This window comes from Micromonospora halotolerans (genome assembly GCF_032108445.1).
GTDB lineage: Bacteria > Actinomycetota > Actinomycetes > Mycobacteriales > Micromonosporaceae > Micromonospora > Micromonospora halotolerans.
Map to the genome: position 1 here is coordinate 5,671,184 of NZ_CP134876.1, position 24,735 is coordinate 5,695,918.

24 protein-coding genes and 2 pseudogenes are annotated in these 24,735 nt (G+C 73.4%); 11 read left to right on the top strand and 15 right to left on the bottom strand.

Features of this window, described 5'->3' with window-relative positions:
- Window positions 1–76 precede the first annotated feature (76 nt).
- Window positions 77–277, bottom strand: a complete 201-nt coding sequence (locus RMN56_RS26705) for a DUF5999 family protein (protein ID WP_262284233.1) — start codon at window positions 275–277, stop codon at window positions 77–79.
- Window positions 278–400: 123 nt separating this feature from the next.
- Here RMN56_RS26705 and RMN56_RS26710 point away from each other — a divergent pair, with 123 nt between their 5' ends.
- Window positions 401–1,597, top strand: a complete 1,197-nt coding sequence (locus tag RMN56_RS26710; RefSeq protein ID WP_376787235.1) for a chorismate-binding protein — start codon at window positions 401–403, stop codon at window positions 1,595–1,597.
- A gap of 8 nt (window positions 1,598–1,605) precedes the next feature.
- Here RMN56_RS26710 and pip read toward each other — a convergent pair whose 3' ends face one another.
- A complete protein-coding gene (pip, locus tag RMN56_RS26715) occupies window positions 1,606–2,553 on the bottom strand; it encodes a prolyl aminopeptidase (RefSeq protein WP_313720376.1) in 948 nt (315 codons plus the stop codon).
- 51 nt (window positions 2,554–2,604) lie between these two features.
- On the opposite strand from pip, the gene RMN56_RS26720 reads away from it, so the two are divergent.
- Complete coding sequence (locus tag RMN56_RS26720; RefSeq protein WP_313720377.1) at window positions 2,605–3,096, top strand: MarR family winged helix-turn-helix transcriptional regulator; 492 nt, start codon at window positions 2,605–2,607, stop codon at window positions 3,094–3,096.
- A gap of 24 nt (window positions 3,097–3,120) precedes the next feature.
- Here RMN56_RS26720 and RMN56_RS26725 read toward each other — a convergent pair whose 3' ends face one another.
- Together RMN56_RS26725 and RMN56_RS26730 are read right to left on the bottom strand one after the other, a co-directional pair.
- Window positions 3,121–3,951, bottom strand: a complete 831-nt coding sequence (locus tag RMN56_RS26725) for an ABC transporter permease (protein ID WP_313720379.1) — start codon at window positions 3,949–3,951, stop codon at window positions 3,121–3,123.
- Window positions 3,948–4,907 (bottom strand): ATP-binding cassette domain-containing protein, encoded by a 960-nt coding sequence (locus RMN56_RS26730; protein ID WP_313720380.1) that lies wholly within the window; start codon window positions 4,905–4,907, stop codon window positions 3,948–3,950. Before RMN56_RS26730 ends, RMN56_RS26725 begins: the two co-directional genes overlap by 4 nt.
- 71 nt (window positions 4,908–4,978) lie before the next feature.
- On the opposite strand from RMN56_RS26730, the gene RMN56_RS26735 reads away from it, so the two are divergent.
- Both RMN56_RS26735 and def read left to right on the top strand, forming a co-directional pair.
- On the top strand, window positions 4,979–5,767 hold the full coding sequence (locus RMN56_RS26735) for a TetR/AcrR family transcriptional regulator (protein WP_313720381.1): 789 nt from the start codon (window positions 4,979–4,981) through the stop codon (window positions 5,765–5,767).
- A gap of 10 nt (window positions 5,768–5,777) precedes the next feature.
- Complete coding sequence (gene def / locus RMN56_RS26740) at window positions 5,778–6,287, top strand: peptide deformylase (protein WP_313720382.1); 510 nt, start codon at window positions 5,778–5,780, stop codon at window positions 6,285–6,287.
- Window positions 6,288–6,346: 59 nt separating this feature from the next.
- Here the strand turns inward: def and RMN56_RS26745 are convergent, their stop codons facing one another.
- The 3 genes from RMN56_RS26745 to RMN56_RS26755 form a co-directional block, all read right to left on the bottom strand.
- Window positions 6,347–7,921, bottom strand: coding sequence for a VWA domain-containing protein (locus RMN56_RS26745; RefSeq protein ID WP_313720384.1), 1,575 nt, complete (start codon window positions 7,919–7,921; stop codon window positions 6,347–6,349).
- Between the two features lie 159 nt (window positions 7,922–8,080).
- A complete protein-coding gene (locus tag RMN56_RS26750; protein WP_313720386.1) occupies window positions 8,081–8,854 on the bottom strand; it encodes a GNAT family N-acetyltransferase in 774 nt (257 codons plus the stop codon).
- Between the two features lie 32 nt (window positions 8,855–8,886).
- Window positions 8,887–9,657 carry a sulfite exporter TauE/SafE family protein gene (locus RMN56_RS26755; RefSeq protein WP_313720388.1) on the bottom strand — a complete coding sequence of 257 codons (771 nt, stop codon included), beginning with the start codon at window positions 9,655–9,657 and terminating at the stop codon, window positions 8,887–8,889.
- A 186-nt stretch (window positions 9,658–9,843) separates the two neighbouring features.
- Here RMN56_RS26755 and RMN56_RS26760 point away from each other — a divergent pair, with 186 nt between their 5' ends.
- Window positions 9,844–10,623 carry an endonuclease/exonuclease/phosphatase family protein gene (locus RMN56_RS26760; protein WP_313720389.1) on the top strand — a complete coding sequence of 260 codons (780 nt, stop codon included), beginning with the start codon at window positions 9,844–9,846 and terminating at the stop codon, window positions 10,621–10,623.
- A 12-nt stretch (window positions 10,624–10,635) separates the two neighbouring features.
- Here the strand turns inward: RMN56_RS26760 and RMN56_RS26765 are convergent, their stop codons facing one another.
- The 3 genes from RMN56_RS26765 to RMN56_RS26775 form a co-directional block, all read right to left on the bottom strand.
- The gene (locus RMN56_RS26765; protein ID WP_313720390.1) at window positions 10,636–11,517 is read right to left on the bottom strand and encodes a bifunctional 5,10-methylenetetrahydrofolate dehydrogenase/5,10-methenyltetrahydrofolate cyclohydrolase; all 882 of its coding nucleotides are present in this window, start codon (window positions 11,515–11,517) and stop codon (window positions 10,636–10,638) included.
- Window positions 11,518–11,610: 93 nt separating this feature from the next.
- Entirely contained in the window at window positions 11,611–12,636 is a 1,026-nt protein-coding gene (locus RMN56_RS26770; protein WP_313720391.1) for a hypothetical protein, read from the bottom strand.
- A gap of 39 nt (window positions 12,637–12,675) precedes the next feature.
- On the bottom strand, window positions 12,676–13,509 hold the full coding sequence (locus tag RMN56_RS26775) for a sigma-70 family RNA polymerase sigma factor (protein ID WP_313724867.1): 834 nt from the start codon (window positions 13,507–13,509) through the stop codon (window positions 12,676–12,678).
- A 73-nt stretch (window positions 13,510–13,582) separates the two neighbouring features.
- Between RMN56_RS26775 and RMN56_RS26780 the strand changes: the two genes are divergently transcribed.
- Entirely contained in the window at window positions 13,583–14,005 is a 423-nt protein-coding gene (locus RMN56_RS26780; protein WP_313720392.1) for an SRPBCC family protein, read from the top strand.
- A 15-nt stretch (window positions 14,006–14,020) separates the two neighbouring features.
- On the opposite strand, the gene RMN56_RS26785 is transcribed toward RMN56_RS26780, so the two are convergent.
- On the bottom strand, window positions 14,021–15,034 hold the full coding sequence (locus RMN56_RS26785) for a tyrosine-type recombinase/integrase (protein WP_313720393.1): 1,014 nt from the start codon (window positions 15,032–15,034) through the stop codon (window positions 14,021–14,023).
- A 10-nt stretch (window positions 15,035–15,044) separates the two neighbouring features.
- Here RMN56_RS26785 and RMN56_RS32765 point away from each other — a divergent pair.
- The 3 genes and pseudogenes from RMN56_RS32765 to RMN56_RS26795 all read left to right on the top strand — a co-directional run.
- Window positions 15,045–15,254: pseudogene (locus RMN56_RS32765) on the top strand (hypothetical protein); the annotation flags it as partial.
- A 97-nt stretch (window positions 15,255–15,351) separates the two neighbouring features.
- Window positions 15,352–15,999: pseudogene (locus tag RMN56_RS26790) on the top strand (aminoglycoside phosphotransferase family protein); the annotation flags it as partial.
- A gap of 299 nt (window positions 16,000–16,298) precedes the next feature.
- Window positions 16,299–17,522 carry a neutral zinc metallopeptidase gene (locus RMN56_RS26795; protein ID WP_313720396.1) on the top strand — a complete coding sequence of 408 codons (1,224 nt, stop codon included), beginning with the start codon at window positions 16,299–16,301 and terminating at the stop codon, window positions 17,520–17,522.
- A 69-nt stretch (window positions 17,523–17,591) separates the two neighbouring features.
- On the opposite strand, the gene RMN56_RS26800 is transcribed toward RMN56_RS26795, so the two are convergent.
- Window positions 17,592–18,554, bottom strand: coding sequence for a helix-turn-helix domain-containing protein (locus tag RMN56_RS26800; RefSeq protein WP_313720397.1), 963 nt, complete (start codon window positions 18,552–18,554; stop codon window positions 17,592–17,594).
- A gap of 72 nt (window positions 18,555–18,626) precedes the next feature.
- Window positions 18,627–19,067 (bottom strand): YybH family protein, encoded by a 441-nt coding sequence (locus RMN56_RS26805; RefSeq protein WP_313720398.1) that lies wholly within the window; start codon window positions 19,065–19,067, stop codon window positions 18,627–18,629.
- Between the two features lie 299 nt (window positions 19,068–19,366).
- Here RMN56_RS26805 and RMN56_RS26810 point away from each other — a divergent pair, with 299 nt between their 5' ends.
- Entirely contained in the window at window positions 19,367–20,602 is a 1,236-nt protein-coding gene (locus tag RMN56_RS26810) for a COG1361 family protein (RefSeq protein ID WP_313720399.1), read from the top strand.
- A gap of 65 nt (window positions 20,603–20,667) precedes the next feature.
- On the opposite strand, the gene RMN56_RS26815 is transcribed toward RMN56_RS26810, so the two are convergent.
- Window positions 20,668–21,582, bottom strand: a complete 915-nt coding sequence (locus RMN56_RS26815; protein WP_313724868.1) for an RNA polymerase sigma-70 factor — start codon at window positions 21,580–21,582, stop codon at window positions 20,668–20,670.
- Between the two features lie 167 nt (window positions 21,583–21,749).
- Here RMN56_RS26815 and RMN56_RS26820 point away from each other — a divergent pair, with 167 nt between their 5' ends.
- The gene (locus RMN56_RS26820; RefSeq protein ID WP_313720400.1) at window positions 21,750–22,235 is read left to right on the top strand and encodes a carboxymuconolactone decarboxylase family protein; all 486 of its coding nucleotides are present in this window, start codon (window positions 21,750–21,752) and stop codon (window positions 22,233–22,235) included.
- A 100-nt stretch (window positions 22,236–22,335) separates the two neighbouring features.
- Here RMN56_RS26820 and RMN56_RS26825 read toward each other — a convergent pair whose 3' ends face one another.
- The gene (locus tag RMN56_RS26825) at window positions 22,336–24,726 is read right to left on the bottom strand and encodes an ATP-binding cassette domain-containing protein (protein ID WP_313720401.1); all 2,391 of its coding nucleotides are present in this window, start codon (window positions 24,724–24,726) and stop codon (window positions 22,336–22,338) included.
- Window positions 24,727–24,735: the final 9 nt, after the last annotated feature.

Genomic DNA, 24,735 nt, shown 5'->3' on the forward strand with positions numbered 1-24,735 from the left:
CGGTGCAGTGCCGCCGCCCCGGCCGGCGCGTCGACCGGTCGGTCGGCGCGTACGCTCCCTGACGGAGCGTGATCGGTCAGGCGACGAGGGCGTGCCGGGCGGGGCCGCGGTGGGGTGCGATGGTGCTGCCGTCGGGGAGCAGCTCACCGGTGTCCTCGAAGACGATGACACCGTTGCAGAGCAGGCTCCAGCCCTGCTCAGGGAAGCAGGCGATGACGCGAGCGGCTTCGCGATCGGTCGCCTCGGCGGAGGGGCAGTGGGGTAGGTGCTGGCACATCGGGTTCTCCGGACTGTGGGGGCACTGTGTCATGGTTCACATGACCAGTGACGCACAGTACCAAGCGAAAGTGCGCGCTATCGAGCAAGGATGCGGCTTGTTCACCCGAAATCGGCTGAACGGATGAGTGTGAACCGGCCGGACGGTGTGGAAGCGCTCCCAAAGATGGAGGTCGACGTACCGGGAGCCCCGCCGCAATGCCGGGACCGGCTCGTGGAACGGGCCCGGCTGCAATGGTGGCTCGCCGACGGCGGCGACCCGGCGGCACTGGCCGAGAACTTCCTGGCCGCGCACGGTGTGGCCCTGTCCGACCTGGCCCGGCCGGCCACCCACGACCCGCACGGGACCTGCGGCGCCGCCCTGTTCCTGTCCGCCGCGGCCGGGGCCCGGGCCGCCGGCGGCGCGGCGGGCGCGCCCACGCCGGTGCCGGCGCTGCCGGACCTGGCCGTGGTGGTCTACGGCCACGCCGACCCGCCCGCCCCGCCGGCCCGCCCCGGACCGGGTGGCGGCTGGTGGCTGGGCCCCTGGCGGGACAGCTGGACCCCGGCCGCGCACGCCGAGGCCGTGACGGCGGTCCGGGCGGCCATCGGGCGCGGCGACGTCTACCAGGTCAACGTCGTGGGTCACGCCGCCGCCGGGTACACCGGCGACCCGCTGCCCGCCCTCGCGCGGCTGGCCGCGCTGCCCGGCGCCCGCTACGGCGGCACCCTGTCCGGGCTCGGCTGGGCGATCGGCTGCGCCTCCCCGGAGACCCTCGTCGCGGTCGAACACGGCCGCCTGGTCACCCGGCCGATCAAGGGCACCCGCCCGGCCACCTCCGCCGGCCGCCGGGAGCTGCTCGCCTCGGCCAAGGAACGCGCCGAGCACGTCATGATCGTCGACCTGGAACGCAACGACCTGGCCCGGGTGGCCCGCACCGGCTCGGTGCGGGTCGACGAGCTGTTCGCCGTACGCCGGTGGTGTGACCTGTGGCAGGCCGAGTCGACGGTGTCCGCGGCGCCCGCCGACGGGCTGGGCCTGGCCGGCCTGCTGCGGGCGGTGTGCCCCGGCGGGTCGGTGACCGGCGCCCCGAAGCTCGCCGCGCTCGACGAGATCGCCGCCCTGGAGCCGGTCGGCCGGGGCGCGAGCATGGGCGCGCTCGGCTGGGTCGGGCCGGGCCGGATCGACCTGGGGTTGACCATCCGCACGGCCGCCGCGGACGCCGGACGGCTGCACCTGTGGGCCGGCGGCGGCATCACCTGGGACAGCGACCCGGCCGCCGAGGTGGCCGAGGCCGCCGCGAAGGCCGCCCCGGTCCGCGCCCTGCTCGCCGCCGCCTGACCCCGGAGTCAGGCGCGGGCGAAGGCGTCCAGGGCGGCCACCACCCGCTCGCCCACCCCGTGGCCGCTGCCGTGGCCGCCGGACTCGACGATCTCCAGCCGGGCGTCGGGCCACGCCTGGGTGAGCTGCCAGGCGATGTCCGGTGGGCCGCTGACGTCCAGCCGGCCCTGCACCAGCACGCCGGGGATCCCGGCCAGCGTGCCGGCGTCGCGCAGCAGCTGCCCGTCGGGCACGAAACCCAGGTTGCTGAAGTAGTGGGTGACCAGCCGGGTGAAGCCGGCCCGGAACACCGGGTCGGCGTAGCGGGGGCTGGGCTTGAACCCGCCGGCCAGGGAGACGTGCACGTCCTCCCAGGCGCACCAGTCCCGGGCGGCCTGGTCGCGCACCCGCGGGTCCGGGTCGTTGACGAGGCGGGCGTACGCGGCCGACAGGTCCCCGTCGCGTTCGGCCGGCGGCACGCCGTCGCGGAACCGGGCCCACTCCTCGGGGAAGATCCGGCCCATGTCCCGGGTCACCCAGTCGATCTCCCGGCGGGTGTTGGCGACCACGCTGAACAGCACCAGCGCGGTGACCCGCTCCGGGTGGCGCTGGGCGTACGCCAGGGACAGCGAGGAGCCCCACGAGGCGCCGCAGAGCAGCCACCGGTCGACGCCCAGGTGCGCGCGCAGCCGCTCCATGTCGGCCAGCAGATGCGCGGTGGTGTTGACCGACAGGTCGGTGGCCGGGTCGCTGGCGGGCGGGGTGCTGCGGCCACAGCCGCGCTGGTCGAACAGGATGATCCGGTAGGCGGCCGGGTCGAACAGCTGCCGCCAGGAGGCGCCCGCGCCGGAGCCGGGGCCGCCGTGCACCACCAGTGCGGGCCGGCCGTCGGGATTGCCGCAGGTCTCCCAGTGGATCCGCTGGCCGTCGCCCACGTCGAGCTGGCCCTGCGCGTACGGCTCGATCGGTGGATACATCGGGTTCCCCTCCCACGGCCCGGATACAACAGCGCTGTTACATTAGCGGACGTGACCACCACCCCCGACCGCGAGGCCCTCGGCACCCTGCTGCGCCACGTCCTGGAGGTGCTCGACGGCGACGTGGCCGCCGTCTACGCCGACCTCGACCTGGCCGACTACCGGCCGCGCTACTCACCGCTGGTGCGGGTCCTCGTCGCCGACGGGCCCCTCGCCATCCGCGACCTGGCCGCCCGGGTCGGCGTCACCCACTCCGCGGCCAGCCAGACCCTCGCCCAGATGGCCCGCGCCGGCCTGGTCGTCCTGGCTCCCGGCGCGGACGCCCGGCAGCGCATCGTCACCCTCACCGACCGGGCGCACGCCCTGCTGCCGGTGATCGAGGCCGAGTGGGCGGCCACCACCACCGCCATGCGGGGGCTCGATGCCGAGCTGCCCGTTCCCCTGGCCGACGAGCTGTACGCGGTGCTCGCCGCGCTGCGCCGCCGCCCGCTGCGTGACCGGATCGGCGACACCGGCCTGGCGCCCACCCGGCCGCCGGCCTGAGCCGGCGCCCGCGCCCGGCCGGCCTCAGCGCCCCAGGCGTTGCCAGCGGCGCACGGACAGCGGCAGGAACACGGCGACCAGCAGCAGCGGCCAGAGCACCGCGAGGGCCACCGCGTGCTCGGTGGGCCAGGAGCCGGCGCCCCAGCCCGGGTTGCCGAACAGGTCCCGGGTGGCGGCGACGGTGGCCGACAGCGGGTTCCAGGCGGCGACCGCGGCGAGCCACCCCGGCATGGTGGCGGGGGCGACGAACGCGTTGGAGGCGAAACCCAGCGGCCAGACCAGGATCTGCAGGACGGCGACCGTCTCGGGGCGGCGCAGCAGCAGCGCCAGGTACACCCCGAGCCAGATCATCGCGAAGCGCAGGAGCAGCAGCAGCGCCACCGCGGCCAGCGCCGCGAGGGGGCCGCGGTGCGGCTGCCAGCCGACGAGGGCGCCGCAGCCGAGCACCACCGCGAGGGCCACCGCGGAGTGCAGCAGGTCGGCCACGGCCCGGCCGGTGACCACCGCGGCGCGGCTCATGGGCAACGACCGGAACCGGTCGGTCACGCCCCGGGCGGTGTCCACCGCCACGGCCGTGTAGGTGCTCTCCACGCCGAAGAGCATGGTCATGGCCACCATGCCGGGCAGCAGGAACTCCCGGTAGTCGGCGCCGTCGGACGCTGTCGCGGCCCCGCCGGCGGGCAGTGCCATGGCACCGCCGAACAGGTAGCCGAACATCAGCAGCAGCAGGACGGGAAACAGCAGGCCGAACACCACCTCGCCGGGGCGGCGGGCCCAGTGGGCGAGGGTCCGGCGGGTCAGGACGGCGGTGTCGGCGGCGGCCCAGCGGGCCCGGGACAGCGGCAGGACGGTCACGCCGGCACCTCCGTGCGCGAGTCGGTGAGGCGCAGGAACACCTCGTCGAGGGTGGGGCGGCGCACCGCCACGTCGCCGGCGCGCAGCCCGGCGGCCTCCACGGCGCGCAGCACCGCGGCGAGCGCGGCGACCCGGTCGGTGACCGGGACGCTGAGCCGCAGCGCGGCGCGGTCGACGGTGGGCGGCACACCGGTGGCGGCGGTGACCGCCGCGGCGGCCGCGGCCAGGTCGTCGGGGTGGTCGAGCACCACGTCGATCCGGTCGCCGCCGAGGGTCGACTTCAGCTCCTCCGGGGTGCCCGCCGCGGTCACCCGCCCGTGGTGCAGCACCCGCACGCTGTCGGCGAGCCGGTCGGCCTCCTCCAGGTACTGGGTGGTCAGCAGCACGGTGGTCCCGGCGCGGACCAGGCCGCGCACGGCGTCCCAGACGTCGCTGCGGGCGCGCGGGTCCAGGCCGGTGGTGGGCTCGTCGAGGAACAGCACCGGGGGGTCGACGATCAGCGCGGCGGCCAGGTCGAGCCGGCGGCGCATCCCGCCGGACCAGCCGGCCACCGGCCGGTGGGCGGCCCCGGTCAGGTCGAACCGGTCGAGCAGCTCGTCGGCGCGGGCCGCCGCGCGGGCCGGAGGCAGGTGGTGCAGCCGGCCGAACAGCACCAGGTTCTGCCGGCCGCCGAGGATCTCGTCGACCGCCGCGTGCTGGCCGACGAGGCCGAGGTGGGCGCGGGCCCGGTCGGCGTGGCGGCGCACGTCGAACCCGGCCACCCGAGCCACTCCGGAGTCGGCGCGCAGCAGGGTGGTGAGGATGCGGACCAGGGTGCTCTTGCCGGCCCCGTTCACCCCGAGCACCGCGCAGACCGTGCCCGCGGGCACCGTCAGGTCGACGCCGTCCAGGGCGACCTGGTCGCCGTAGCGCTTGCGCAGGCCCTCCGCCTCGATCGCCGGTCCGTCCCGTCGCATGGCCCCTCCGCTCCTCGTCCGGTACGCCGTACCGTACACCATACGACAAGGGGGGTCGGTACAGTCGGCGAGTGACCACCGAGTACAGCGGCACCGGGGACCCGGCGCGCAGCCTCGCCCTGCTCTGGCGTACCCGGGAGAAGGTCAGCCGCAAGGGCGGCGACCTCTCCGTGGAGCGGATCGTGCGCGCGGCCATCGAGGTCGCCGACGCCGAAGGGCTGCCCGCGCTGTCGATGCGCCGCGTCGCCGAGCGGCTCGGGGTGGGCACCATGACCCTCTACACGCACGTGCCCGGCAAGGGTGAGCTGCTCGACGTCATGCTCGACACCGTTTACGGCGAGACCGCCCGCCCCGAGCAGGTGCCGGGCGGCTGGCGGGGCCGGCTGGCGCAGATCGCCCGGGAGAACTTCGCCCTCTACCTGCGCCACCCGTGGCTGCTGCAGGTGGCCACCACCCGCCCGCCGCTGGGTCCGAACCTGATCGCCAAGTACGAGTACGAACTGCGCGCCGTCGACGGCGTCGGCCTGACCGACCTGGAGATGGACGCCGTGATCACTTTGGTCACTGGCTACGTCCACGGCGCCGCCCGCCCCGCCGTGGAGGCCGCCCAGGCCACCCGGCACACCGGGATGACCGAACAGCAGTGGTGGCACGCGCACGCCCCGTACCTGGAGAAGGTCCTCGACCCGAACCGGTTCCCCCTCGCCGCCCGGGTCGGCACCACCGCCGGGCAGGAGTACCAGGGCGCCGGCGACCCGGCCCGCGCCTTCGAGTTCGGGCTGGCTCGCCTGCTCGACGGCGTCGAGGTCCTGGTCCGCGACCGGGCGGGTGCCGCACCCGCCGGGGTAACGGGCGGCTAGCCTTCCGGGCATGACTATGCGCCCGATCCGGATCATCGGCGACCCCGTGCTGCGCACCCCGTCCGAGCCGGTGACCAGCTTCGACGCCGAGCTGCGCGCGCTCGTGCAGGACCTCATGGACACGCTGCTCGGCGCGCCCGGCCGGGCCGGCGTGGCCGCCCCGCAGATCGGGGTGAACGCGCAGGTGTTCGTCTACGACGCCGACGGGCACCGCGGCCACCTGATCAACCCCACCCTGGAGCTGTCCGAGGAGCGCCAGGACGACGACGAGGGTTGCCTGTCCATCCCCGGGCTGTACTTCCCGACCGAGCGGGCCATGCACGCCACCGCGCGCGGCTTCGACCAGCACGGCCAGCCGCTCACCATCGCCGGCAGCGGATTCCTGGCCCGCGCCCTGCAGCACGAGACCGACCACCTGCACGGCCGCCTGTACGTGGACACGCTGCGCGGCGACGCCCGCCGGCGGGCGCTGCGGGAGATCCGCGCCGGCCGGTTCGACTCGCCCAGCCGGGGCCGCTGACCGCGAGGTGCGGGGGTGGCCGGCACGCCGGCCACCCCCGCACGTTCGGTCGCGACGGGTCACTTCGGCGGCGGGGCCACCAGACAGGTCGCGGTCGAGGTGTTACCGGAGTCGTCCACGCCGGTGATGATCGCGTCTCCGCGCAGCGTCACCTTGTAGTCGATGTCACCGGTGCCGTCCTTGACCCGGGACTGCGCGCCCGGCGCCTGCACCAGCTTGATCTTCGTGCCGGCCGGGAACGGGCCGAACCGCACCGACGGGTCGGCGGCGTCGGCGATGTAGACCTGGACCGCCGTGTCGACGACGTCGGTCGAGGTCAGCTGGTAGAAGCCGTCCGGGTTGTACGAGCCGGGGATGGTGCCGCCGCTCGGGTTGTTGGTCGGCACGCACTGCGTGGTCGGCGCCGTGGTGTCGACCACCCGCATCACCGCGGTGTCGCTGCCGGTGTTGCCGGCGGCGTCGGTGGCGGTGCAGGTGACCGTGGTGGCGCCCAGCGGGAAGGTGCTGCCGGGCGGCGGCGCGCAGGTCGGGGTGAGCGGGCCGTCGACGTTGTCGGTGGCGCTCGCCGGGTAGTTGATCACCGCGCCCGCGGGGCTGGTCGCCTCCACGGTCCGGTCGTCGACGACCACGGTCGGCGGGGTCACGTCGTTGACCGTCACCGTGATGTGCTCGACGAACGCCGGCCCTCCGGACAGTCCGTTGAGCAGGAAGTCCACCGTGCAGTGCAGGGTGGCGCCCTGCGGGGCGTCGCCGGCGACCGTGATGGTCTCGGCGAACGGCACGTCCGTGCCGCTCTGCTGGGTCCTCGACGGCGCGTCGAAGCCCACCGACAGGCCCGGGTCGCAGGCCACCTGCGGGGTGACGGTCACGTCGAGGTCCCGCAGTCCGGACAGGATCGCCGCGGTGACCGTGTCGGGGGCGCTGCCGACCACCTGTCCGCCGGTGGCGGCCGCCACGTCGGTGGCCTGGCCGGACGCGTCCAGGCCGCCGCCACCGCCGGTGACGTCGACCGCCAGCACGCGGGCGTCGTCGGCCAGCAGCGCGGCGGTGGCCTGCGCCAGGGTGTGCCCGGCGCTCGGGTCGTGGCTGGGCGCGTCGCCGACCAGCACCACGATCCGGCTGCTGCCCGAGCGGTAGGCGATGCCCCCGTCGGAGACCTGGAACAGCCCGTTCACCCACGCCTCCGGGACGTCGCCGCCGCCCCCCGCGGCCAGCCCGTCCACGGCGTCCTGCAGCGCGGTGTCGTCGGCCGTGAGGTCCTGCCGGACCCGGAACAGCTCCGCGCCGTCGCCCTCGTCCCGGTAGGAGGCCACCGCGAACTGTGCGCTGGGCTGCGCCCCCCGCACGTTGGTGATCACCTGCTGCAGGTTGGTACGGACGTTCGCGATCGCCGCGCCCATGCTGCCGGTCGTGTCGACCAGCAGCACCACGTCCGGGTTCGGCGGGATCGGCGGCGTCGAGACCACCTTGCTGATCGGGATCGTGGCGCCGGGGTCGGCGGACCGGTCCACGGTGGCCGGGTCGACGCCCGGCGCCGCCCAGCCGGGCGAGGCCGCCGCGGTGACCAACGCGGTCACCGTGGCGGCCACCGTCACCGCCGTTCTTCGTCCCCGAGGCACTGCTGTGAAACCCATCGTGTCTCCTTCAGCTCCGCCGCGCCCGCCCCGGGCGCGGCCTCGAAGGCAGACGCTATGGGCTGGACGTCTCCAGGCGGGTCCGACATCAGCCCAGGTCAGGGTCGGGTTGTTGACCCGGCGTGGCGGCTGGACAGCACACACTGACCGGTCAGGCGCTCACGGAAGGCGGCGCAGCGCGCACTCGGTGAAGTCGGCCACCCGGGTGAAGCCGAGCCGTTCGTAGAGGCGCACGGCCGGGGTGTTGTCCGCCTGGACGTTGAGCGTGACGTGGTCGACGGTGGCCCGCAGCCCCGCGCAGACCGCGGCCACCGCCGCCCCGGCCAGACCCCGCCCCCGCACGTCCGGGTGGGTGGTCACGTTGCCCAGCGCCGCCACCCGCCACGTCGGCGACCACACGTGCACCCCGGCCACCGCCACGAGGCGGCCACCCTCCCGCACCCCGACGTACCGGCCGGTGTCCAGCATCCGCGGGTCGAACCAGTTGCCCGGGTACGCCGCCGCGTACAACTCCCGCAGCTCCGGCAGGTCGGCGCGGCCCAGCGGCTCCCCGGCCGGAGCCACCGCGGCCAGCCGGGCCGGGTCGGTCAACGCCATCCGGTGGTGCGCGGCGGCGTCGGACACCGCGTACCAGCGGGACACGGTGGCGGCCAGGCCGGGGGAGAGGTGCGCCCACAGCCGGGCCGGCAGCACCGGCGCCGCCTCGGCCAGCAACGCCGCCAGGTCCCCGGCGCGCTCCGGCGGCGCGAACGCCAGCAGCGTGGGCAGCTCGACACCGTGGTACAGCAGCACCACCTCGTCACCCCGCCGGAACCACGACGTGTACGGCCAGAAGAAGTCGTCCAGGTCGCCCAACTGGTACGCGTGCAACACCGGATCCCGGCCCAGCAGCTCGGCGAGGACGGCACGGTCGTGTTCGGCGCGGACAGGCACCCGCCGATGATCACATGCCGGCGGTCAGCGCCTCACGCCACCCACTGGTCGTAGCCCAGCTTGCCCACCAACGCCAGCACCACCACGAGCAGCACCACCCGCACGAAACCAGACCCGCGCCGCAACGCCATCCGCGCGCCCACCGCCGCCCCGGCGACGTTGCACACCGCCATCGCCGCGCCCAGCAGCCACCACACGTGCCCGGTCGCCGCGAACACCACCAGCGCACCCAGGTTCGTGCCCGCATTCACCACCTTCGCCATCGCCGAGGCGTGCACGAAGTCCGCCCCCACCAGCGCGGTGAACGCCAACACCAGGAACGTCCCCGTGCCCGGGCCGATCAACCCGTCGTACAGGGCGATGCCCAGACCCGCCACCGCCACCGCCGTGGCCACCCGCACCGGCGTACGCCGCCCCGGAAACGACACCACCCCCAGCCGCGGCCGGGTCAGCACGAACACCGCCACCGACACCAGCACCGCCAGCACCACCGGCCGGTACGCCCCCGCCGGCACCGCACCCGCCAGCGCCGCGCCCACCCCGGCCGTCACCACCGCCAACCCCGCCGCCGGGCCCGCCACCGCCCAGTCCAGCTTCGTCCGCCGCGCGTACGTCACCGCCGCCGTCGACGTACCGAAGATCGCGGCCAGCTTGTTCGTGCCCAACGCCGTCGCCACCGGCACCCCCGGCGCGCCCAGCAGCAACGCCGGCAACAGCAACAGGCCACCACCGCCCACCACGGCGTCCACCCAGCCCGCCAGAGCGGCCGCGGTCAACAGGGTCGTCAGCGACACAGGATCCACGGGCCGCCATTCTGCCCACCCCCGGCACCCCGACGGGCGGGCGTGTGGCCAGCCTCACCGCAGCTCAACGCCCCCGCAGCCGCCGCACCCACAACCCCAACGACGCCACCGCCACGAACACCAGCATCGAACACAGCAACGCCTTCAGCACCGGGCAAGCCTGCCACGCGGACGTAGGGTGTGCAGGTGCGCCTGGCCACCTTCAACCTGCTGCACGGCCGATCCCTCACCGACGGACTCGTCGACCCCGACCGCCTCGCCGCCGCCGTCACCGCACTCGACGCCGACGTCCTCGCCCTGCAGGAGGTCGACCGCGACCAGACCCGCAGCGGCCGCCTCGACCTCACCGCCATCGCCGCCCGCGCCCTCGACGCCCCCGAACACCGCTTCGCCGCCGCCGTCGTCGGCACCCCCGGCGAACTGTTCCGCCCCCTCACCCACGACGACGACGGCCACGGCGAACCCCTCTACGGCGTCGGCCTCGTCAGCCGCCACCCCGTCCGCTCCTGGCAGGTCATCCGACTGCGACCCGCCCCCGTCCGCTCACCGATCTACGTCCCCGGCCCCGGCGGCGGGCTCGTCCTGCTCCGCGACGAACCCCGCGTCGTCCTCGCCGCGGTCCTCGACACCCCGCACGGGCCGCTCACCGTCGCCGCGACCCACCTGTCCTTCGTACCCGGCTGGAACATGCTGCAACTGCGCCGCGTCGTGCGCGCCCTCCGCGCGCTGCCCGCCCCGCGGATCCTCCTCGGCGACCTCAACCTGCCCGCCGGACCCGCCGCCCTGCTGACCCGCTGGCGACCCCTGGGCCGCCGACCCACCTACCCGGCCGGGCAACCCCGGGTGCAGCTCGACCACATCCTCGCCGACCGGCGCGGCCTCGACCGGCTGCCCCCGGTCACCGCCGTGAACACCCCGCTGTCCACCATCTCCGACCACCGGCCGCTCATCGTCGACCTCGGCTGACCGGCCGGGCCGTCAGCCCAACCCCGACGCCCGCTCCGCCGCGCGCACCGCGTTACGGAACAACATCGCCACCGTCGTCGGACCCACCCCGCCGACCCGCGGCGTGATCGCCCCCGCCACCTCGGCACACGACTCGTCCACGTCCGGCAGCAGCCGCCGCCCCTCGTACCGCACCCCACCGCCGACCACCACACCACCCGGACGCACATGCTCCGGCTGGATGATCCCCGGCACCCCGGCCGCCGCCACCAGAATGTCCGCCCGACGCGTGTACCGCGCCCAGTCCGGCACACCCGTGTGCACCACCGTCACCGCCGCGTTCGCCGTCGGCCGCTTCTGCGCCAGCAACATCGCCAACGGCCTGCCCAGCGTGGCGCCCCGACCCAGGATCACCACCTCCCGGCCCGCCACCGGCACCCCGTGGAACGCCAGCAACGCCTCGATCCCCGCCGGCGTGCACGGCAACGGACCCGGCAACCCCAACGCCAACCGGCCCATGTTCACCGGATGCAACCCGTCCACGTCCTTGTCCGGGTCCAGCTCCGCCAGAGCCCGGTCGTAGTCCAGGTGACCCGGAACCGGATACTGCACCAGCACCCCGTGCACGGCCTTGTCCGCGTTGAAATCCGCCAGCACCGCGTGCAGATCCGCCTGCGACGCCGACGCCCGCAGATGCACGTGCGGCGACACGAAACCCAGCTCCGCCGCCTGCCGCTGCTTGATCCGGATGTAACCCGCGCTCGCGTCGTCGTCGCCCACCAGCACCGTCGCCAACGCCGGCGTCACCCCCGCCGCGCGCAACGCCACCACCGACTCGGCGACCTCCGCCAACACCTGCGCCGCCACCGGCGCACCCGGCAGCAACCGCGCCGTCGTCGTACCCGAAGAAGACATGCCGCACCCCGCCCGCGGAGGCCCAGGCGGTCGACCCCCGCGCCGAGCTCCCCGATGGTTGCCCATCCCCGTGCCGCCAGTCGCGTTCACCCCTCAGCCTGCCACAGCCCGCTCCACCACCGCATCCGCCACCGCCTGCCACCGCGGCAACGACCCCACCAGCGCCGCCGCCCGCCGCCGCCGCTCCGCCACCGACGCCACCCGAAGATCCGCCAACGCCGCCTCGAACGCCGGCCGCAACACCCGCTCCCGCCCCGGCGCGTCCACCGCCAGCACCGCGTGACACCGCGCGTACGTCACCACCACCCAGAACATCGCCTCCCGGTGCGCGCCCGCCGCCACCAGCTCCGCGCTACCGTCCAGCACCACCGGCCGCCCCGCCGCCGACAGATCCGCCACGAACGGAACCGGGGTACGCGCCACCCGCGCCGCCTCGTCGAACGTCACCGCCAACGCCGCCAGGTGCTCCCGCACCCGCCCCGGACCCACCCCACCGCCGTCCAACGACGCCAGCAACTCCTCGTACCGGTCGGCGAACCCGTAGCGCGCCAACACCTCCCGCGCCCGCACGTACCGCCGCCGCACCGTCGGATCCCGCAACCCCGCCACCGCCGGCAACACCGCCAGCAGCGACGTCGGGAACACCCACCCCAGCACCTGCTCCGGCACCGACGCCCGCCCGTCCAGCCGCGCCAGCCCGCCCTCGATCCGCCGCCGCACCCCGGCGCACCGGCGACGCACCCACACCGGATCCGCGAACCCCGCCGCCACCCGATCCCGGATCGCCGCCAGCCGCCCCGACGGATCCGCGATCACCGCGTCCGCCCGGAACATCGGCGCGAACACCCACGACCCCAGCACGTCCGCCGGCGACCCCAACTCCGCCCACGTCAGCGACGACACCTCCAGCAACACCCCCCGGTGCCGGAACTTGCCCACCTTCGCCGCCGGGACGTCCCGCACCAGCAGCACATCCACATCCGACGACGGCGCCAGCACCGCCCCGTCCGGCAGACCCACCGTCGACCCGCTGAAGAACGCACCCCCGATCGACGGATCCCGAGCCATCTCCGCCCGCACCCAGTCGACCGCCACCGCCCGCGCGCCACCAACCCGCACCGCCCCGATCCTGCCACCACGGCCCGAGACCGGCGCCCCTCACGCCCCGACGGCCAGCCGGCCCAACCGACCCGGATCCGCCACCACATCAACCGCCACGATCGCACCACCGGCCACCTGAAATGTCATGACCGTCAGCAGCCGCCCGCCCGGCGCCACGAGGATCGCCGCCGCCCCGTCGACCAGCCCCACCCGGGCATGCGGCGCCCGATGCGAGAACAGCAGCGCCTGCCGGGCGACGACAGCGGCACCGCGCAGCCGTACGGGCCCGGAGGAGCCGGCCGCGACGGCGTCCGCGCTCACCGTCACCTCCGGGTGCAGCACCGCGAGCAGCGCCGCGAAATCACCGGCGCGCGCCGCCGCGAGGAACGCCTCGACCAGCTCAGGCTGCCGAACCGGATCCTCGTCGGGCAACTCCGCCGCACGCACCCGGCGGCGCCCCCGACTGGCCAGCATCTTCGTCGCATCGCTCGAACGGCCGAGGATCGACGCGATCTCCAGGTACGACACGCCGAACAGGTCGTGCAGCACGAACGCCAGCCGCTCGGCCGGCGTCAACGTGTCCAGAACCACCAGCAGCGCCAGACCCACCGACTCCGCCAGCACCACCTCCTGCTCCGGATCCGGACCGGCCAACGACGGCGGCACGGTGAGCGGAACCTCCCGGCGCGCCTTACGCGACCGCAGCATGTCCAGACACACCCGCGCCACCACCGTGGTCAGCCAACCCCGTGGATTCCCCAACGCATCCAGGTCCGCCCGCGCCGCCCGCAGCCACGCCTCCTGGACGGCGTCGTCGGCCTCACTCCCGGAACCCAGCATCCGGTAGGCCACCGCGTACAGATGGGCGCGATGCGCCTCGAAGTCCTCCACCGTTACCCTCCCGCCGCGCCGTCCGTCATAACCCTGACGGAACAGACCCGCCGTCCGTAACAGAGGAGCAACGATGGCCACTCTGGTGTCCACCATCGAGATCGCCCGCCCCCCGCACGACGTCTTCGCCTACGCCACCGACCCGTCCCGCTTCGGCGAATGGCAGGACGACGTCGTCCGCGTACAGGTCGACGGCGTCGAATTCACCACCACCCGCCGGATCAACGGCGCCGAACGCACCATGCGCCAACAGATCACCCACAACGACCCCCCGCACCGCTGGGCCGCCCGAGGGATCGACGGGCCGATCCGCCCGCACGCCACCGTCACCGTCGAACCCCTCGACGACGGCACCCGGTCCCGCGTCACCCTCACCCTCGACTTCGAACGCCACGGCATCGGCGCCGCCCTGCTGCCCCTGGTACGCCGGCAGTCCCGACGCGCGGCGCCGATCAGCTACCAGAAGCTGAAGCAGGTGCTCGAACGCCGCCACTGACCGCCGTCGCCCCGATCAGCCACCGCCCCCCACGGACCTGTCCACCAGCGCCGCGACCGCCCGGTTGGTCCGGTTGGCATGCACCGCCGCGCGCTGCTGACCCGCCGTCACCTCGATGTACGTCTGCGACGACGCCAACGACGCGTGCCCCAGCAACCGCATGATCTCCGCCGCGCTCGCGCCGTCCTCCGCCAACCGCGTCGCGAACGTGTGCCGCAACGCGTGCAACCGCGCGCCCCGCGGCACCCGGTCACCAATCCCCGCCCGCCGGTAACACGACTCCACCAGGTACTGCAGGCCGCCCCGGCGCAGCGGCTCACCCCGCCGGTCCACCAGCAGCGGCGAGTCCGGCCGGACGGTACGCGCCCCGAACCGCCGCCGCCGGCTGTCCAGATAGTCCGCCAGCACCCCGTCCACGCCCGCCTCGATCGGCACCGTCCGCGGCCGGCCGCCCTTGCCCGCCACGTCCACCCGGCGCTCACCGGCCCGGCCGGCCACCGACGCCACCCGCAGCGCCAGCAGCTCCGACAGGCGCAGGCCCGCGCAGAGCGCCAACGCCAGCACCGCCAGGTCCCGCTCCGGCCACGGGTCGCGCTGCCGGCCGTCCTCCCGGGCCACCGCGGCCAGCAGCTCCTCCGGGGTGTCCTCGCCCCGCAGCGGCTTGGGCTGGGGGAGCGGGGTGCGGGGGCGCCCCACCGCGGGCATCGGATTTCCGGGTACGACACCCTCGGCCACCAGGAACGTGAAGAAGCTGTTCCAGGTGGACCAGGCACGGTGGACCGACGCGGCGGCGCGGGGAGCGGCGAAGTGGGCGAACGCCGCGCGCATGACCCGGGGGGACAGGGCGGTGACCGGGAGCCGGTCGAGGGGGAGGGGAGTGGTTCCGTCCTGGGCCGTCACCAGGCCGGCCACGGTGGTCAGGTCCCTCCGGTACGCGGCCAGGGTGTGGGGGGAGGGCTTCCGCGTGGCCCGGGCGGTCAGGAACTCCTCGATCAACCGGCCTACCGGTTCGTCCGGTTTGTCATGCATAAGGCATATTATGCATGATTTTCGCATTCCCGCCAGTGCCCGATGCGGGGGAGCGACCCGGGAAACCACTTGTCGCGGCACCCAGACTGGGTCCGTGGCGGACATCGACGAACAACTCGTACGCCGGCTCGTCGCCGCGCAGTTCCCACGCTGGGCGCACCTGCCGGTCGCGGCGGTGGACCGGCAGGGGTGGGACAACCGGACGTTCCGCCTCGGAGGCGACCTCGTCGTGCGGCTGCCCAGCGCCGAGGGCTACGCGCCCGGCATCGCCAAGGAGGAGCGCTGCCTGCCGGCGCTGGCCCGCCACCTGCCGCTGCCCGTGCCCGAACCGGTCGCCACCGGGCCGGCCCGGCGCCGGCTACCCGTACCCCTGGTCGGTGCGGCGCTGGCTGCCCGGCGAGACGGTGGAGGCCGCCGCGCAGGTCGACCGGTCGGGGCTGGCGCGGGACCTCGGGGCGTTCCTGACCGCGCTGCGGCGGGCCCCAGCGACCGGCGGACCGGTGGCCGGCCGGCACTCGTGCTTCCGGGGCTGCCACCCGAGCGTCTACGGCGACGAGGTGGAGAACGCCCTGGACGTGCTGCGCGGGCGGGTGGACACGGCGGCCTGCCGGGACGTCTGGGCGCGGGCGCTGGTGTCGGCGTGGCCGGGGCCGTCGGTCTGGTTCCACGGGGATGTGGCCGTCGGCAACCTGCTCGTCTCCGGTGGGCGGCTGTCCGCGGTGATCGACTTCGGCACCTGCGGCGTCGGGGATCCGGCCTGCGACCTGGTGCCGGCGTGGACCTGGTTCGCCGGTCCCGAGCGGCAACTGTTCCGCAAGGCGGCCGGCCTGCCCGACGACGTGTGGCGGCGCGCCCGCGGCTGGGCGCTGTGGAAGGCGCTCATCCAGCTGGCGCGCCCCGGCGACCGGCACGAGGAGCAGGTGCGGATCCTGGCGTCGGTCCTCGCCGATCCGGTCGTGGGCTGACGCCGGGGAGGCCCCCGAACCTGCCTACTTGACATAAGGTACATTATCGACTTTGACGCTGCGGCGGCCTGCGGCCACGTTGACGCTGGGTTCTGAGCGAAGTTGGTCCGTTCTGACCGAACCTCTGATCCTGCCTGATCCGTTCTCACGGAACCCGCAGCCGGTGCCGTCTGGATTCGGTCATGGCGACATTCCGCCACCTGCGGGACCTGTCGTTTCGTGGACCCCGGTCCGATGCTGACTGCACCGGAGCCGCCCTGATGCGGTCGGCTCCCGGCCGAACAACCCAGGGAGCGTACATGAGGAAGAGCGCCCTTCGGCTGGTCACCGCAGTCTCCGCCATGGCCCTCATCGTGGGGCCCGGACTGCCGGCCGCCGCGGCGAAACCCGCCCTCGCGACGACCGCGTCGCAGACCTACATTTACGACCTGGCCACCGCCACCACGAGCGACCCGGTGACCCAGGCGAAGATCGACAGGATCGCCGCGCAGCTGCCGGCGGACTGGCGTGCTCGGGTCGCCGCCGTGCGGGCGGCGTCCGGCATCGAGCCCTCCGGCCTGCGGAACGCTATCGCGGCCGCTATCGACCCGGGCGACTACGAGTGCGGCGACACCGCCTTCAGCGCCTGGGTGGACGAGATGATCGGCGGCATCGACATCGGCACGCTGTTCGTCCTGGTCATCTTCGGTGTCCTCGACTACCCGACCTACGACGCGGTGCTGTACGGCTCGTCGGTGGACCAGGCCGACTACGGCCTGCCCGCGGAGTACCAGAACTCGATGTCGCGGGCCTTCCGGGCCGCGCAGGAGTTCTGGGATGTCCCGCTCGGCGACGTCGACTTCTTCGCCATGCAGAACGACATGCTGCAGGATCCGGAGCGGGTCGCCCGGATGGTCACGCTCTTCCTGGGTCTGACCGGTGACGACGCGCGCAGCATCGCCGAGCAGCTCGTCGGCATCATCAACTCGGATCCGGGTCTTGCCGGCGGGAACAGCCCGCTGTTCACTCTGAACGCCTTCGCGTTCAGCGCGGCGGACGAGACCGAGCCGCCCTTCGCGGGCCTGCCGGACAAGATGGTCTTCGGCGAGGGCATGTTCACCGCGTTGGAGGTGCTGGGCATCAGCGACGCCGGCCCGCGCGCGGTGCTCGGTCACGAGATGGCCCACCACGTCCAGTACGAGGCCGGCCTGTTCAACAGCCCGCTCACCGGTCCGGAGGCCACCCGCCGCACCGAGCTGATGGCCGACGCGTTCGGCACCTACTTCGTCACCCACGCGCGTGGTCTGGCCCTGAACGGCCGCCGGGTCCTGGAGGCGGAGCGGGCCTTCTACGAGGTGGGCGACTGTTCGTTTGCCGCGGACGGCCACCACGGCACCCCGAACCAGCGGCTCCGGGCCTCGACGTGGGGTGCGGATCTCGCCGACGGCGCCCAGAAGCAGGGTCACATCCTGCCGACGGCCACCCTCGATCTGAGGTTCGAGCAGCAGTTGCCGGTGTTCGTCGCGCCGGACGCGAACGAGTGATCCGACGTAGCTGAAACCGGGCCGGCTGTCCCCCGTGGATGGCCGGCCCGGTTCCGGTTCGGCGGCGGTTCAGAGCCAGCCGCGGCGTGCTGCCTGCACGCCCAGCTGGAAGCGGCTGCGGGCGCCGAGTGACTTTTGCAGGGCGGCGATCCTCCGGGTGACCGTACGCTCGCTGACTCCCAGCTCCCGGGCGATCGTCTCGTCGGTGAGGCCCGCGCCGAGCAGGGTGAGCAGGTGCCGGTTCGACTCGCTGGGGCCACCGTCGGGCGCGCCGTCGAGGGGTATGGCGGAGATGGGCGCGGCGAGTGCCCAGAACGATTCGAAGACGCCGATCACGGCGTCGAGGAAGCCGCCGCCGAGGATCACCAGCCCGTGCAGGCGCTCGGTGCCGGGCATGGGCGCGGTGAGGACCGCCCACCGGCTGTCGGCGATGGTGAGGTTGCAGGGGACGTTCGGGAAGACCCGGGCGGACTCCCCCGCCGAGATCGCTTGCTGGACGAGCGCCATCGCGGTGGGCTGCCGGAGGATGTGGGTGCTGTAGACGACGCGGTACGTGACGCCGCGGTGCATCGCCTCGGCGGACCCGGGTGCCTGCGCCAGCTGGGGTGCGTCGTTGCCGACGGGTCCGACGGACAGTGCCATGACCTGGGTACGGACCTCGCGGTGCAGTTTTGTCTGGGCCGCGATCGTGCTGTCGGTGGTGGTGAGCACCTCCAGGTAGTCGGGCAGGGGTGACTGTTCCGCCCATAGCCGCCCCAGCGCCTCGGAGCCCTGCCGGGCGGCCGCGGCGGCACGTAGGTGTTGTTCGGCGAGGACCTCGAGGGTGAGCCGGGGCGGCAGCGGGACCCACCTGTCCCCGTGGGGCTCCACGAGGCCGAGGCCGGCCAGCTCGCCGAGGGCGGAGTCGACGGCGGTCACGTCGATGCCGAGCCGTGCGGCAAGCTTCTCGCGGTGTGGAGGACCTCCCTGCACGAGGGCAAGGTAGGCGCGTTCGGTCAGGTCGGACATTCCGAGGTCGCGCAGTGCACCCACACGAGGTGTCTATCACGGTCGCTGCCTGCGCGGATGCCCCGCCGTTCCGGCTCGACCGGCCTCGGCCGCCGGTCAGGGCTGGAGGTCGACCACCCCCTGACCGGTGCGGATGTCGAGCGGCACGGAGACCTGGTCGTGGGCGATCAGCCAGGTCTCGTCGATCTTCTGGAAGCAGAAGGTGGCCCGGACCCACATGCCGTTGGTCGCGGTCCCGTCCTTCAGTGTGCCGGAGAGCCGGCCGAACGCGTGTCCGAATGCGACGTCGTCGCCGACGGTCAGGGTCAGGTCCCGGACCTCATAGGACACTCTGTCGAAGAACGCGAAGACGTTCGCCCAGTTCTTGAGTTTGGCGTCGATCCCGACGTGTTGCAGCGGCGGTTCGACGTCGAAGGACACCACGTCGCTCGTGTAGAGCCTTCGCAGGCCCTCGAGGTCCTTGTTCCGCAGTCCTTCGATGATCCCGTCGATCTGCTGGCGGATGCTGGTCTCGTCTGTGTCGTGTCGCCCCGGCATGTTCTCCTGCCTCTCCTTCGGATGGAACTCTCCGTGCCCGGCCGTGTTCAGCGGGCTCAGGCTGTCGCGGGACGGCCTGCCGGACTCCCCCGCCGTCGCCGAGGAAGACGACGTCCGGGGCGAGGATGTCGAGCAGGCCCCGCAGGTCGCCTGCACCCCTGGCGCCTGTCCAGCCAATCGCGCGCGTAGGCGGAGGGCTTCCCGTGCGGCCGACACGGGCCGCGCGGGGGATACCGAACCCGGCCGGTTGCCGATAGCGTCCACAGCTCGCACCGTCCGTTCATCCGGAGGGCTCCGTCATGAGGTTCGGACTTCCGTGGCTGCCCCGAACGGTGGCCACCGTGCTGCTTCTTCTCGGAGGGGTCGGCGTGCCCGCCGCGTCCGCCTCGGCGGCGCCGGCGGGTACGGACGTCACCGTCGACCTGGCCGGCGGGACGATTCCGCTGGGGGTCACGAAGAAGACGCTTCACCTGAAGATCAGCAACCAGGGCGACGCTACCCCGACCCGGGTCGTCGTCCGGGTCGACGCGTCGGAGCTGGATCCGTCGAGTTTCAAGGTCACGCTCTGGCCGACCGGCGGGCTGGCTGAGTGTGACGGCGACGTCTCCGGCTGGTACTGCGACCTGCTGCCGGATCAGCTTCCGGGGCCGGGCGAGACGGTGGAGCTTCCCGTCCTCGCCACCGTCCAGACCGGAGAGCCCTTCGCGGGCCGGATCAAGGTGACGGTCGAGGTCGAACCGGTCGACACGAATCCGGCCGACAACATCAAGTGGTTCCCGATCGAGGTGGTGGATCAACCCGAGGCCGACCTCTCGGTGGTCGCGCCGGACGTGACGCAGTCGGTGCGGGTCGCTGCCGACGGCGGCCTCACATCCACCGGGACGTTGAATCCGGGCGAGACGGGCGCGGTGCGCTACACGATCGCCAACCAGGGGCGGAAGCCGGTCGGTGGCGTCAAGGTCGAGCTGCGTCTGCCCACGGGCGTCACGTTCACCAGGCCGCCCGGTGAATGCGTCCTCGGTGACGCCGGGCGTGCGGCGGTCTGCACCTACGACCGGCTGGCCCTCGTTCCTGTCGACCAGGACACCGACCCGAACGACCAGCGCCACTCCGCCGTCGAGCTGTACCACCTGGTGACGGTGTCGGCCGCCACGAAGGCGCCGGTCACGTTGCGAAACGGGACTGTGCGGGTCGAGGGCCTGAGCGAGCCTCGGTCGGACCGTTCCGGTCCGGCGCAAAGCGACCTCCCCGCGAACGCCGTCCCCGTCCAGGCGGTCGACGTGGACGACAGCGACAACCAGGACGGGTTCGCGGTCGTGGTGGTCGCGAACAGCAGCGGTGGTGGTGGCGACCCCGGTGACGGTGGCGGCGGTGGTGGTGGCGGCCACCCCGGTGACGGTGGTGGCGCTGGTGGTGGCGGCAGCCTGCCGATCACCGGGTCCCGGGCCGGGCTGACCGCCGGGACCGGCGTCGCCCTGCTGGTGGGTGGCGGCGTGCTGCTGCTCCTGACCCGACGGCGCCGGGCCATCCGGTGACCATCGAGGGGTGATCGGTGTCGGCGGTGCGCAGCTGACGGAACTGGTGGCCACGGCAGGCGAGTTCAGCGGCGCAGGCTGATCTCGCGCTCCATGTGCGACAGCTTGTGCGGATTGCGTACGGCGTAGAGCCCGGTGACGAGCCCGTCGTCGATGCGTACCGCGAGCACGGTGTCGATCTCGTCGCCCTGCTTCATGATCAGCGCCGGGAAGCCGTTGACCTGTGCCGGCCGCAGCGACATCAGTTCGGCGATCCGGCCCAGCCCGGCGGCCAGCAGTCGGGCGACCTTGTCGGCGCCCACGACGGGCCGCGGGATCGCCTGCCTGACTCCCCCGCCGTCGCCCAGGAAGACCACGTCCGGGGCGAGGATGTCGAGCAGGCCCTGCAGGTCGCCCGTCTCGGTGGCCCGCTGGAACGCCGCGAGCGCGTCGCGGCTCTCGGCGGCGGACACGGCCCCGCGGGGCCGGCGCGCCGCGACGTGTCCCCGGGCCCGGTGAGCGATCTGTCGGACCGCGGCCGGGTTCTTGTCGACGGCTTCGGCGATCTCGTCGTAGTCGAGGTCGAACACCTCGCGCAGCACGAACACGGCCCGCTCGGTGGGTGTGAGCGTCTCCAGCACCAGCAGCATCGCCATGGAGACGCTGTCGGCCAGTTCGACGTCCTCGGCGACGTCCGGCGCGGTGAGCAGCGGCTCGGGCAGCCAGGGGCCGACGTAGGACTCCTTGCGGCGGCCGAGCGTGCGCAGCCGCGCGAGCGCCTGGCGGGTGGTGATCCGGACCAGGTACGCGCGGTGTTCCCGCACCGTGTCGAGGTCGACGTCCACCCAGCGCAGCCAGGTCTCCTGGAGGACGTCCTCGGCGTCGGCGGCCGAGCCGAGCATCTCGTAGGCGACGGTGAACAGCAGGTTGCGGTGGGTGAGGAACACCTCGGTGGCGGGATCCGGGCGGTCGTCGGGTGCGGTCTGCGCCGTGCCGGCCATGGGTGGCTCCTGTTCGGGTTCGACGGTGTCCCCCATCAGATGCCGGGCCGGGTCGTCATGTGACATCGGGACGGGTGTGCCGTGCGTCACGTGGCCGCCCTGTCACGGGGACGGGCCGTCCGGCATCTCGTGGTCGTCCGATGCGACACCACGAGGGAGGACGAGCCATGGATGCTCGATTCGACATGTTCGCCAACGAGATCGCCGTGAAGTTCGCCAAGCGGTTCGCCAACGCCGCTCTGGTGATCCACCAGTCGCCGCTGCCAAGCTCCACGCAGGAGCTGGTGTCGCTGCGCGCCAGCCAGATCAACGGCTGCGGGTGGTGCATCGACATGCACACCAAGGAGGCGGCGGCCGCCGGTGAGACGGCGGTGCGGCTCAACCTGGTGGCCGCGTGGCGGGAGTCGACCGTGTTCACGGAGGCGGAGCGGGCGGCGCTGGCGCTCGCCGAGGAGGGCACCCGGCTGGCCGACGCCCACCAGGGGGTGTCGGACGAGACGTGGGAGGCGGTGCGCAAGCACTACGACGACGACCAGATCGCCGCGCTGGTGGCGCTGGTGTCGCTGATCAACGCGGCCAACCGGATGGCGGTGATCGTGCACCAGCAGGGCGGTTCGTACGAGCCGGGCATGTTCGCCGCCGCGTTGGGCTGAGCGCCCGGCGGGTGGCGGGCCCGCCGGGGCTGCTCCCCCGGCGGGCCCCGGCATCGGGACGGGGTGGCTCGGTGTCCGTTCCGTCCCGATGCCGGTGCGGTCAGGCGCCGACGTAGGCCGCGAGGTGTTCTCCGGTGAGGGTGGAGCGGGCCGCGACGAGGTCGGCGGGGGTGCCCTCGAAGACGATCCGGCCGCCGTCGTGGCCGGCGCCGGGACCGAGGTCGATGATCCAGTCGGCGTGGGCCATGACGGCCTGGTGGTGCTCGATGACGATGACGGACTTGCCGGAGTCGACGAGCCGGTCGAGCAGGGCGAGCAGGTGTTCGACGTCGGCGAGGTGCAGGCCGGTGGTCGGCTCGTCGAGGACGTAGACGCCGCCGCTGTCGGCCATGCGGGTGGCCAGCTTGAGGCGTTGCCGTTCGCCGCCGGACAGGGTGGTGAGCGGCTGGCCGAGGGTGAGGTAGCCGAGGCCGACGTCGGTGAGCCGGCCGAGGATCTTGTGGGCGGCGGGGGTGCGGGCCTCGCCGGCGCCGAAGAACTCCTCGGCCTCGGTGACGGACATGGCGAGGACCTCGCTGATGTCGCGGCCGCCGAGGTGGTATTCCAGGACCGAGGCCTGGAATCGCTTGCCCTCGCACTCCTCGCAGGTGGTGGCGACGCCGGCCATCATGGCGAGGTCGGTGTAGATGACACCGGCGCCGTTGCAGGTGGGGCAGGCGCCTTCGGAGTTGGCGCTGAACAGGGCGGGTTTGACGCCGTTGGCCTTGGCGAAGGCCTTGCGGATCGGGTCGAGCAGGCCGGTGTAGGTGGCCGGGTTGCTGCGGCGTGAGCCGCGGATGCCGCTCTGGTCGACGGAGACGACGCCGTCGCGCCCGGACACGGAGCCGTGGATGAGGGAGCTCTTGCCGGAGCCGGCCACGCCGGTGACGACGACGAGCACGCCGAGTGGGATGTCGACGTCGACGTTCTGGAGGTTGTGGGTGTTGGCGCCGCGGACCTCGAGCGCCCCGGAGGGGGTGCGTACGGCGGGCTTGAGGTGGGCCCGGTCGTCGAGGTGCCGCCCGGTGAGGGTGCCGCTGGCCCGCAGTCCCGCCAGGGTGCCCTGGAAGACGACCTCGCCGCCGGCGGTGCCGGCGCCGGGGCCGAGGTCGACGACGTGGTCGGCGATGGCGATGGTCTCGGGTTTGTGCTCGACGACGAGGACGGTGTTGCCCTTGTTGCGCAGTTGCAGCAGCAGGTCGTTCATCCGCTGGATGTCGTGGGGGTGCAGCCCGATGGTGGGTTCGTCGAAGACGTAGGTCACGTCGGTGAGTGAGGAGCCGAGGTGGCGGATCATCTTGGTGCGCTGCGCCTCGCCGCCGGACAGTGTGCCGGACGGCCGGTTGAGCGACAGGTAGCCCAGCCCGATCCGCACGAACGAGTCGAGGGTGGCGCCCAGTGCGGTGAGCAGTGGCGCCACGGAGGGTTCGTCGAGGCTGCGCACCCACTCGGCCAGGTCGTTGATCTGCATGGCGCAGGCGTCGGCGATGCTGATGCCGGCGATCTTGGAGGAGCGGGCGGCCGCGCTGAGCCGGGTGCCGTCGCACTCGGGGCAGGTGGTGAAGGTGACCGCGCGTTCCACGAAGGCCCGGATGTGGGGCTGCATGGCGTCGACGTCCTTGGCCAGGAAGGACTTCTGGATCTTCGGGATGAGGCCCTCGTAGGTGAGGTTGATGCCCTCGACCTTGATCTTGGTGGGTTCCTTGTGGAGGAGGTCGTGCAGCTCCCGCTTGGTGAACTTGCGGATCGGCTTGTCGGGGTCGAAGAAGCCGCAGCCGCTGAAGATGCGCCCGTACCAGCCGTCGACGCTGTAGCCGGGGACGGTGATCGCGCCCTCGTTGAGCGACCTGCTGTCGTCGTAGAGCGCGGAGAGGTCGAAGTCGGTGACCGAGCCCATGCCCTCGCAGCGCGGGCACATGCCGCCGGTGATGCTGAAGCTGCGCCGCTCCTTGGTGGTCTGACCGCCGCGTTCGAGGGTGACCGCGCCCGCGCCGCTGATGGAGGCGACGTTGAAGGAGAACGCCTGCGGCCCGCCGATGTGCGGCTGGCCGAGCCGGCTGAACAGGATGCGCAGCATGGCGTTGGCGTCGGTGACGGTGCCGACGGTCGAGCGGGGGTTGCCGCCCATCCGCTCCTGGTCGACGATGATCGCGGTGGTCAGCCCCTCGAGGACGTCGACCTCGGGCCGGGCCAGCGTCGGCATGAAGCCCTGCAGGAAGGCGCTGTAGGTCTCGTTGATCAGCCGCTGTGACTCGGCGGCGATGGTGCCGAACACCAGCGAGCTCTTGCCGGAGCCGGAGACGCCGGTGAACACGGTCAGCCGGCGCTTCGGGATCTCGATGCTGACGTCCTTGAGGTTGTTCTCGCGCGCGCCCTGCACGCGGATCAGCTCATGGGTGTCGGCGACGTGCTGCGCGGGGGAAGGGCTGTCCGTCCTCGGGGCCGTGCTCATCGTGTCTCC

What these genes read in the sequence shown, in the direction of transcription:
- RMN56_RS26785 (WP_313720393.1), bottom strand. Translation starts at nt 15,034, where the DNA reads ATGCATGACAAACCGGACGAACCGGTAGGCCGGTTGATCGAGGAGTTC.
- RMN56_RS26815 (WP_313724868.1), bottom strand. Translation starts at nt 21,582, where the DNA reads ATGGCCGGCACGGCGCAGACCGCACCCGACGACCGCCCGGATCCCGCC.
- RMN56_RS26825 (WP_313720401.1), bottom strand. Translation starts at nt 24,726, where the DNA reads ATGAGCACGGCCCCGAGGACGGACAGCCCTTCCCCCGCGCAGCACGTC.
- RMN56_RS26810 (WP_313720399.1), top strand. Translation starts at nt 19,367, where the DNA reads ATGAGGTTCGGACTTCCGTGGCTGCCCCGAACGGTGGCCACCGTGCTG.
- RMN56_RS26705 (WP_262284233.1), bottom strand. Translation starts at nt 277, where the DNA reads ATGTGCCAGCACCTACCCCACTGCCCCTCCGCCGAGGCGACCGATCGC.
- RMN56_RS26795 (WP_313720396.1), top strand. Translation starts at nt 16,299, where the DNA reads ATGAGGAAGAGCGCCCTTCGGCTGGTCACCGCAGTCTCCGCCATGGCC.
- RMN56_RS26765 (WP_313720390.1), bottom strand. Translation starts at nt 11,517, where the DNA reads ATGTCTTCTTCGGGTACGACGACGGCGCGGTTGCTGCCGGGTGCGCCG.
- pip (WP_313720376.1), bottom strand. Translation starts at nt 2,553, where the DNA reads ATGTATCCACCGATCGAGCCGTACGCGCAGGGCCAGCTCGACGTGGGC.
- RMN56_RS26780 (WP_313720392.1), top strand. Translation starts at nt 13,583, where the DNA reads ATGGCCACTCTGGTGTCCACCATCGAGATCGCCCGCCCCCCGCACGAC.
- RMN56_RS26745 (WP_313720384.1), bottom strand. Translation starts at nt 7,921, where the DNA reads ATGGGTTTCACAGCAGTGCCTCGGGGACGAAGAACGGCGGTGACGGTG.
- RMN56_RS26710 (WP_376787235.1), top strand. Translation starts at nt 401, where the DNA reads ATGAGTGTGAACCGGCCGGACGGTGTGGAAGCGCTCCCAAAGATGGAG.
- def (WP_313720382.1), top strand. Translation starts at nt 5,778, where the DNA reads ATGACTATGCGCCCGATCCGGATCATCGGCGACCCCGTGCTGCGCACC.
- RMN56_RS26820 (WP_313720400.1), top strand. Translation starts at nt 21,750, where the DNA reads ATGGATGCTCGATTCGACATGTTCGCCAACGAGATCGCCGTGAAGTTC.
- RMN56_RS26730 (WP_313720380.1), bottom strand. Translation starts at nt 4,907, where the DNA reads ATGCGACGGGACGGACCGGCGATCGAGGCGGAGGGCCTGCGCAAGCGC.
- RMN56_RS26805 (WP_313720398.1), bottom strand. Translation starts at nt 19,067, where the DNA reads ATGCCGGGGCGACACGACACAGACGAGACCAGCATCCGCCAGCAGATC.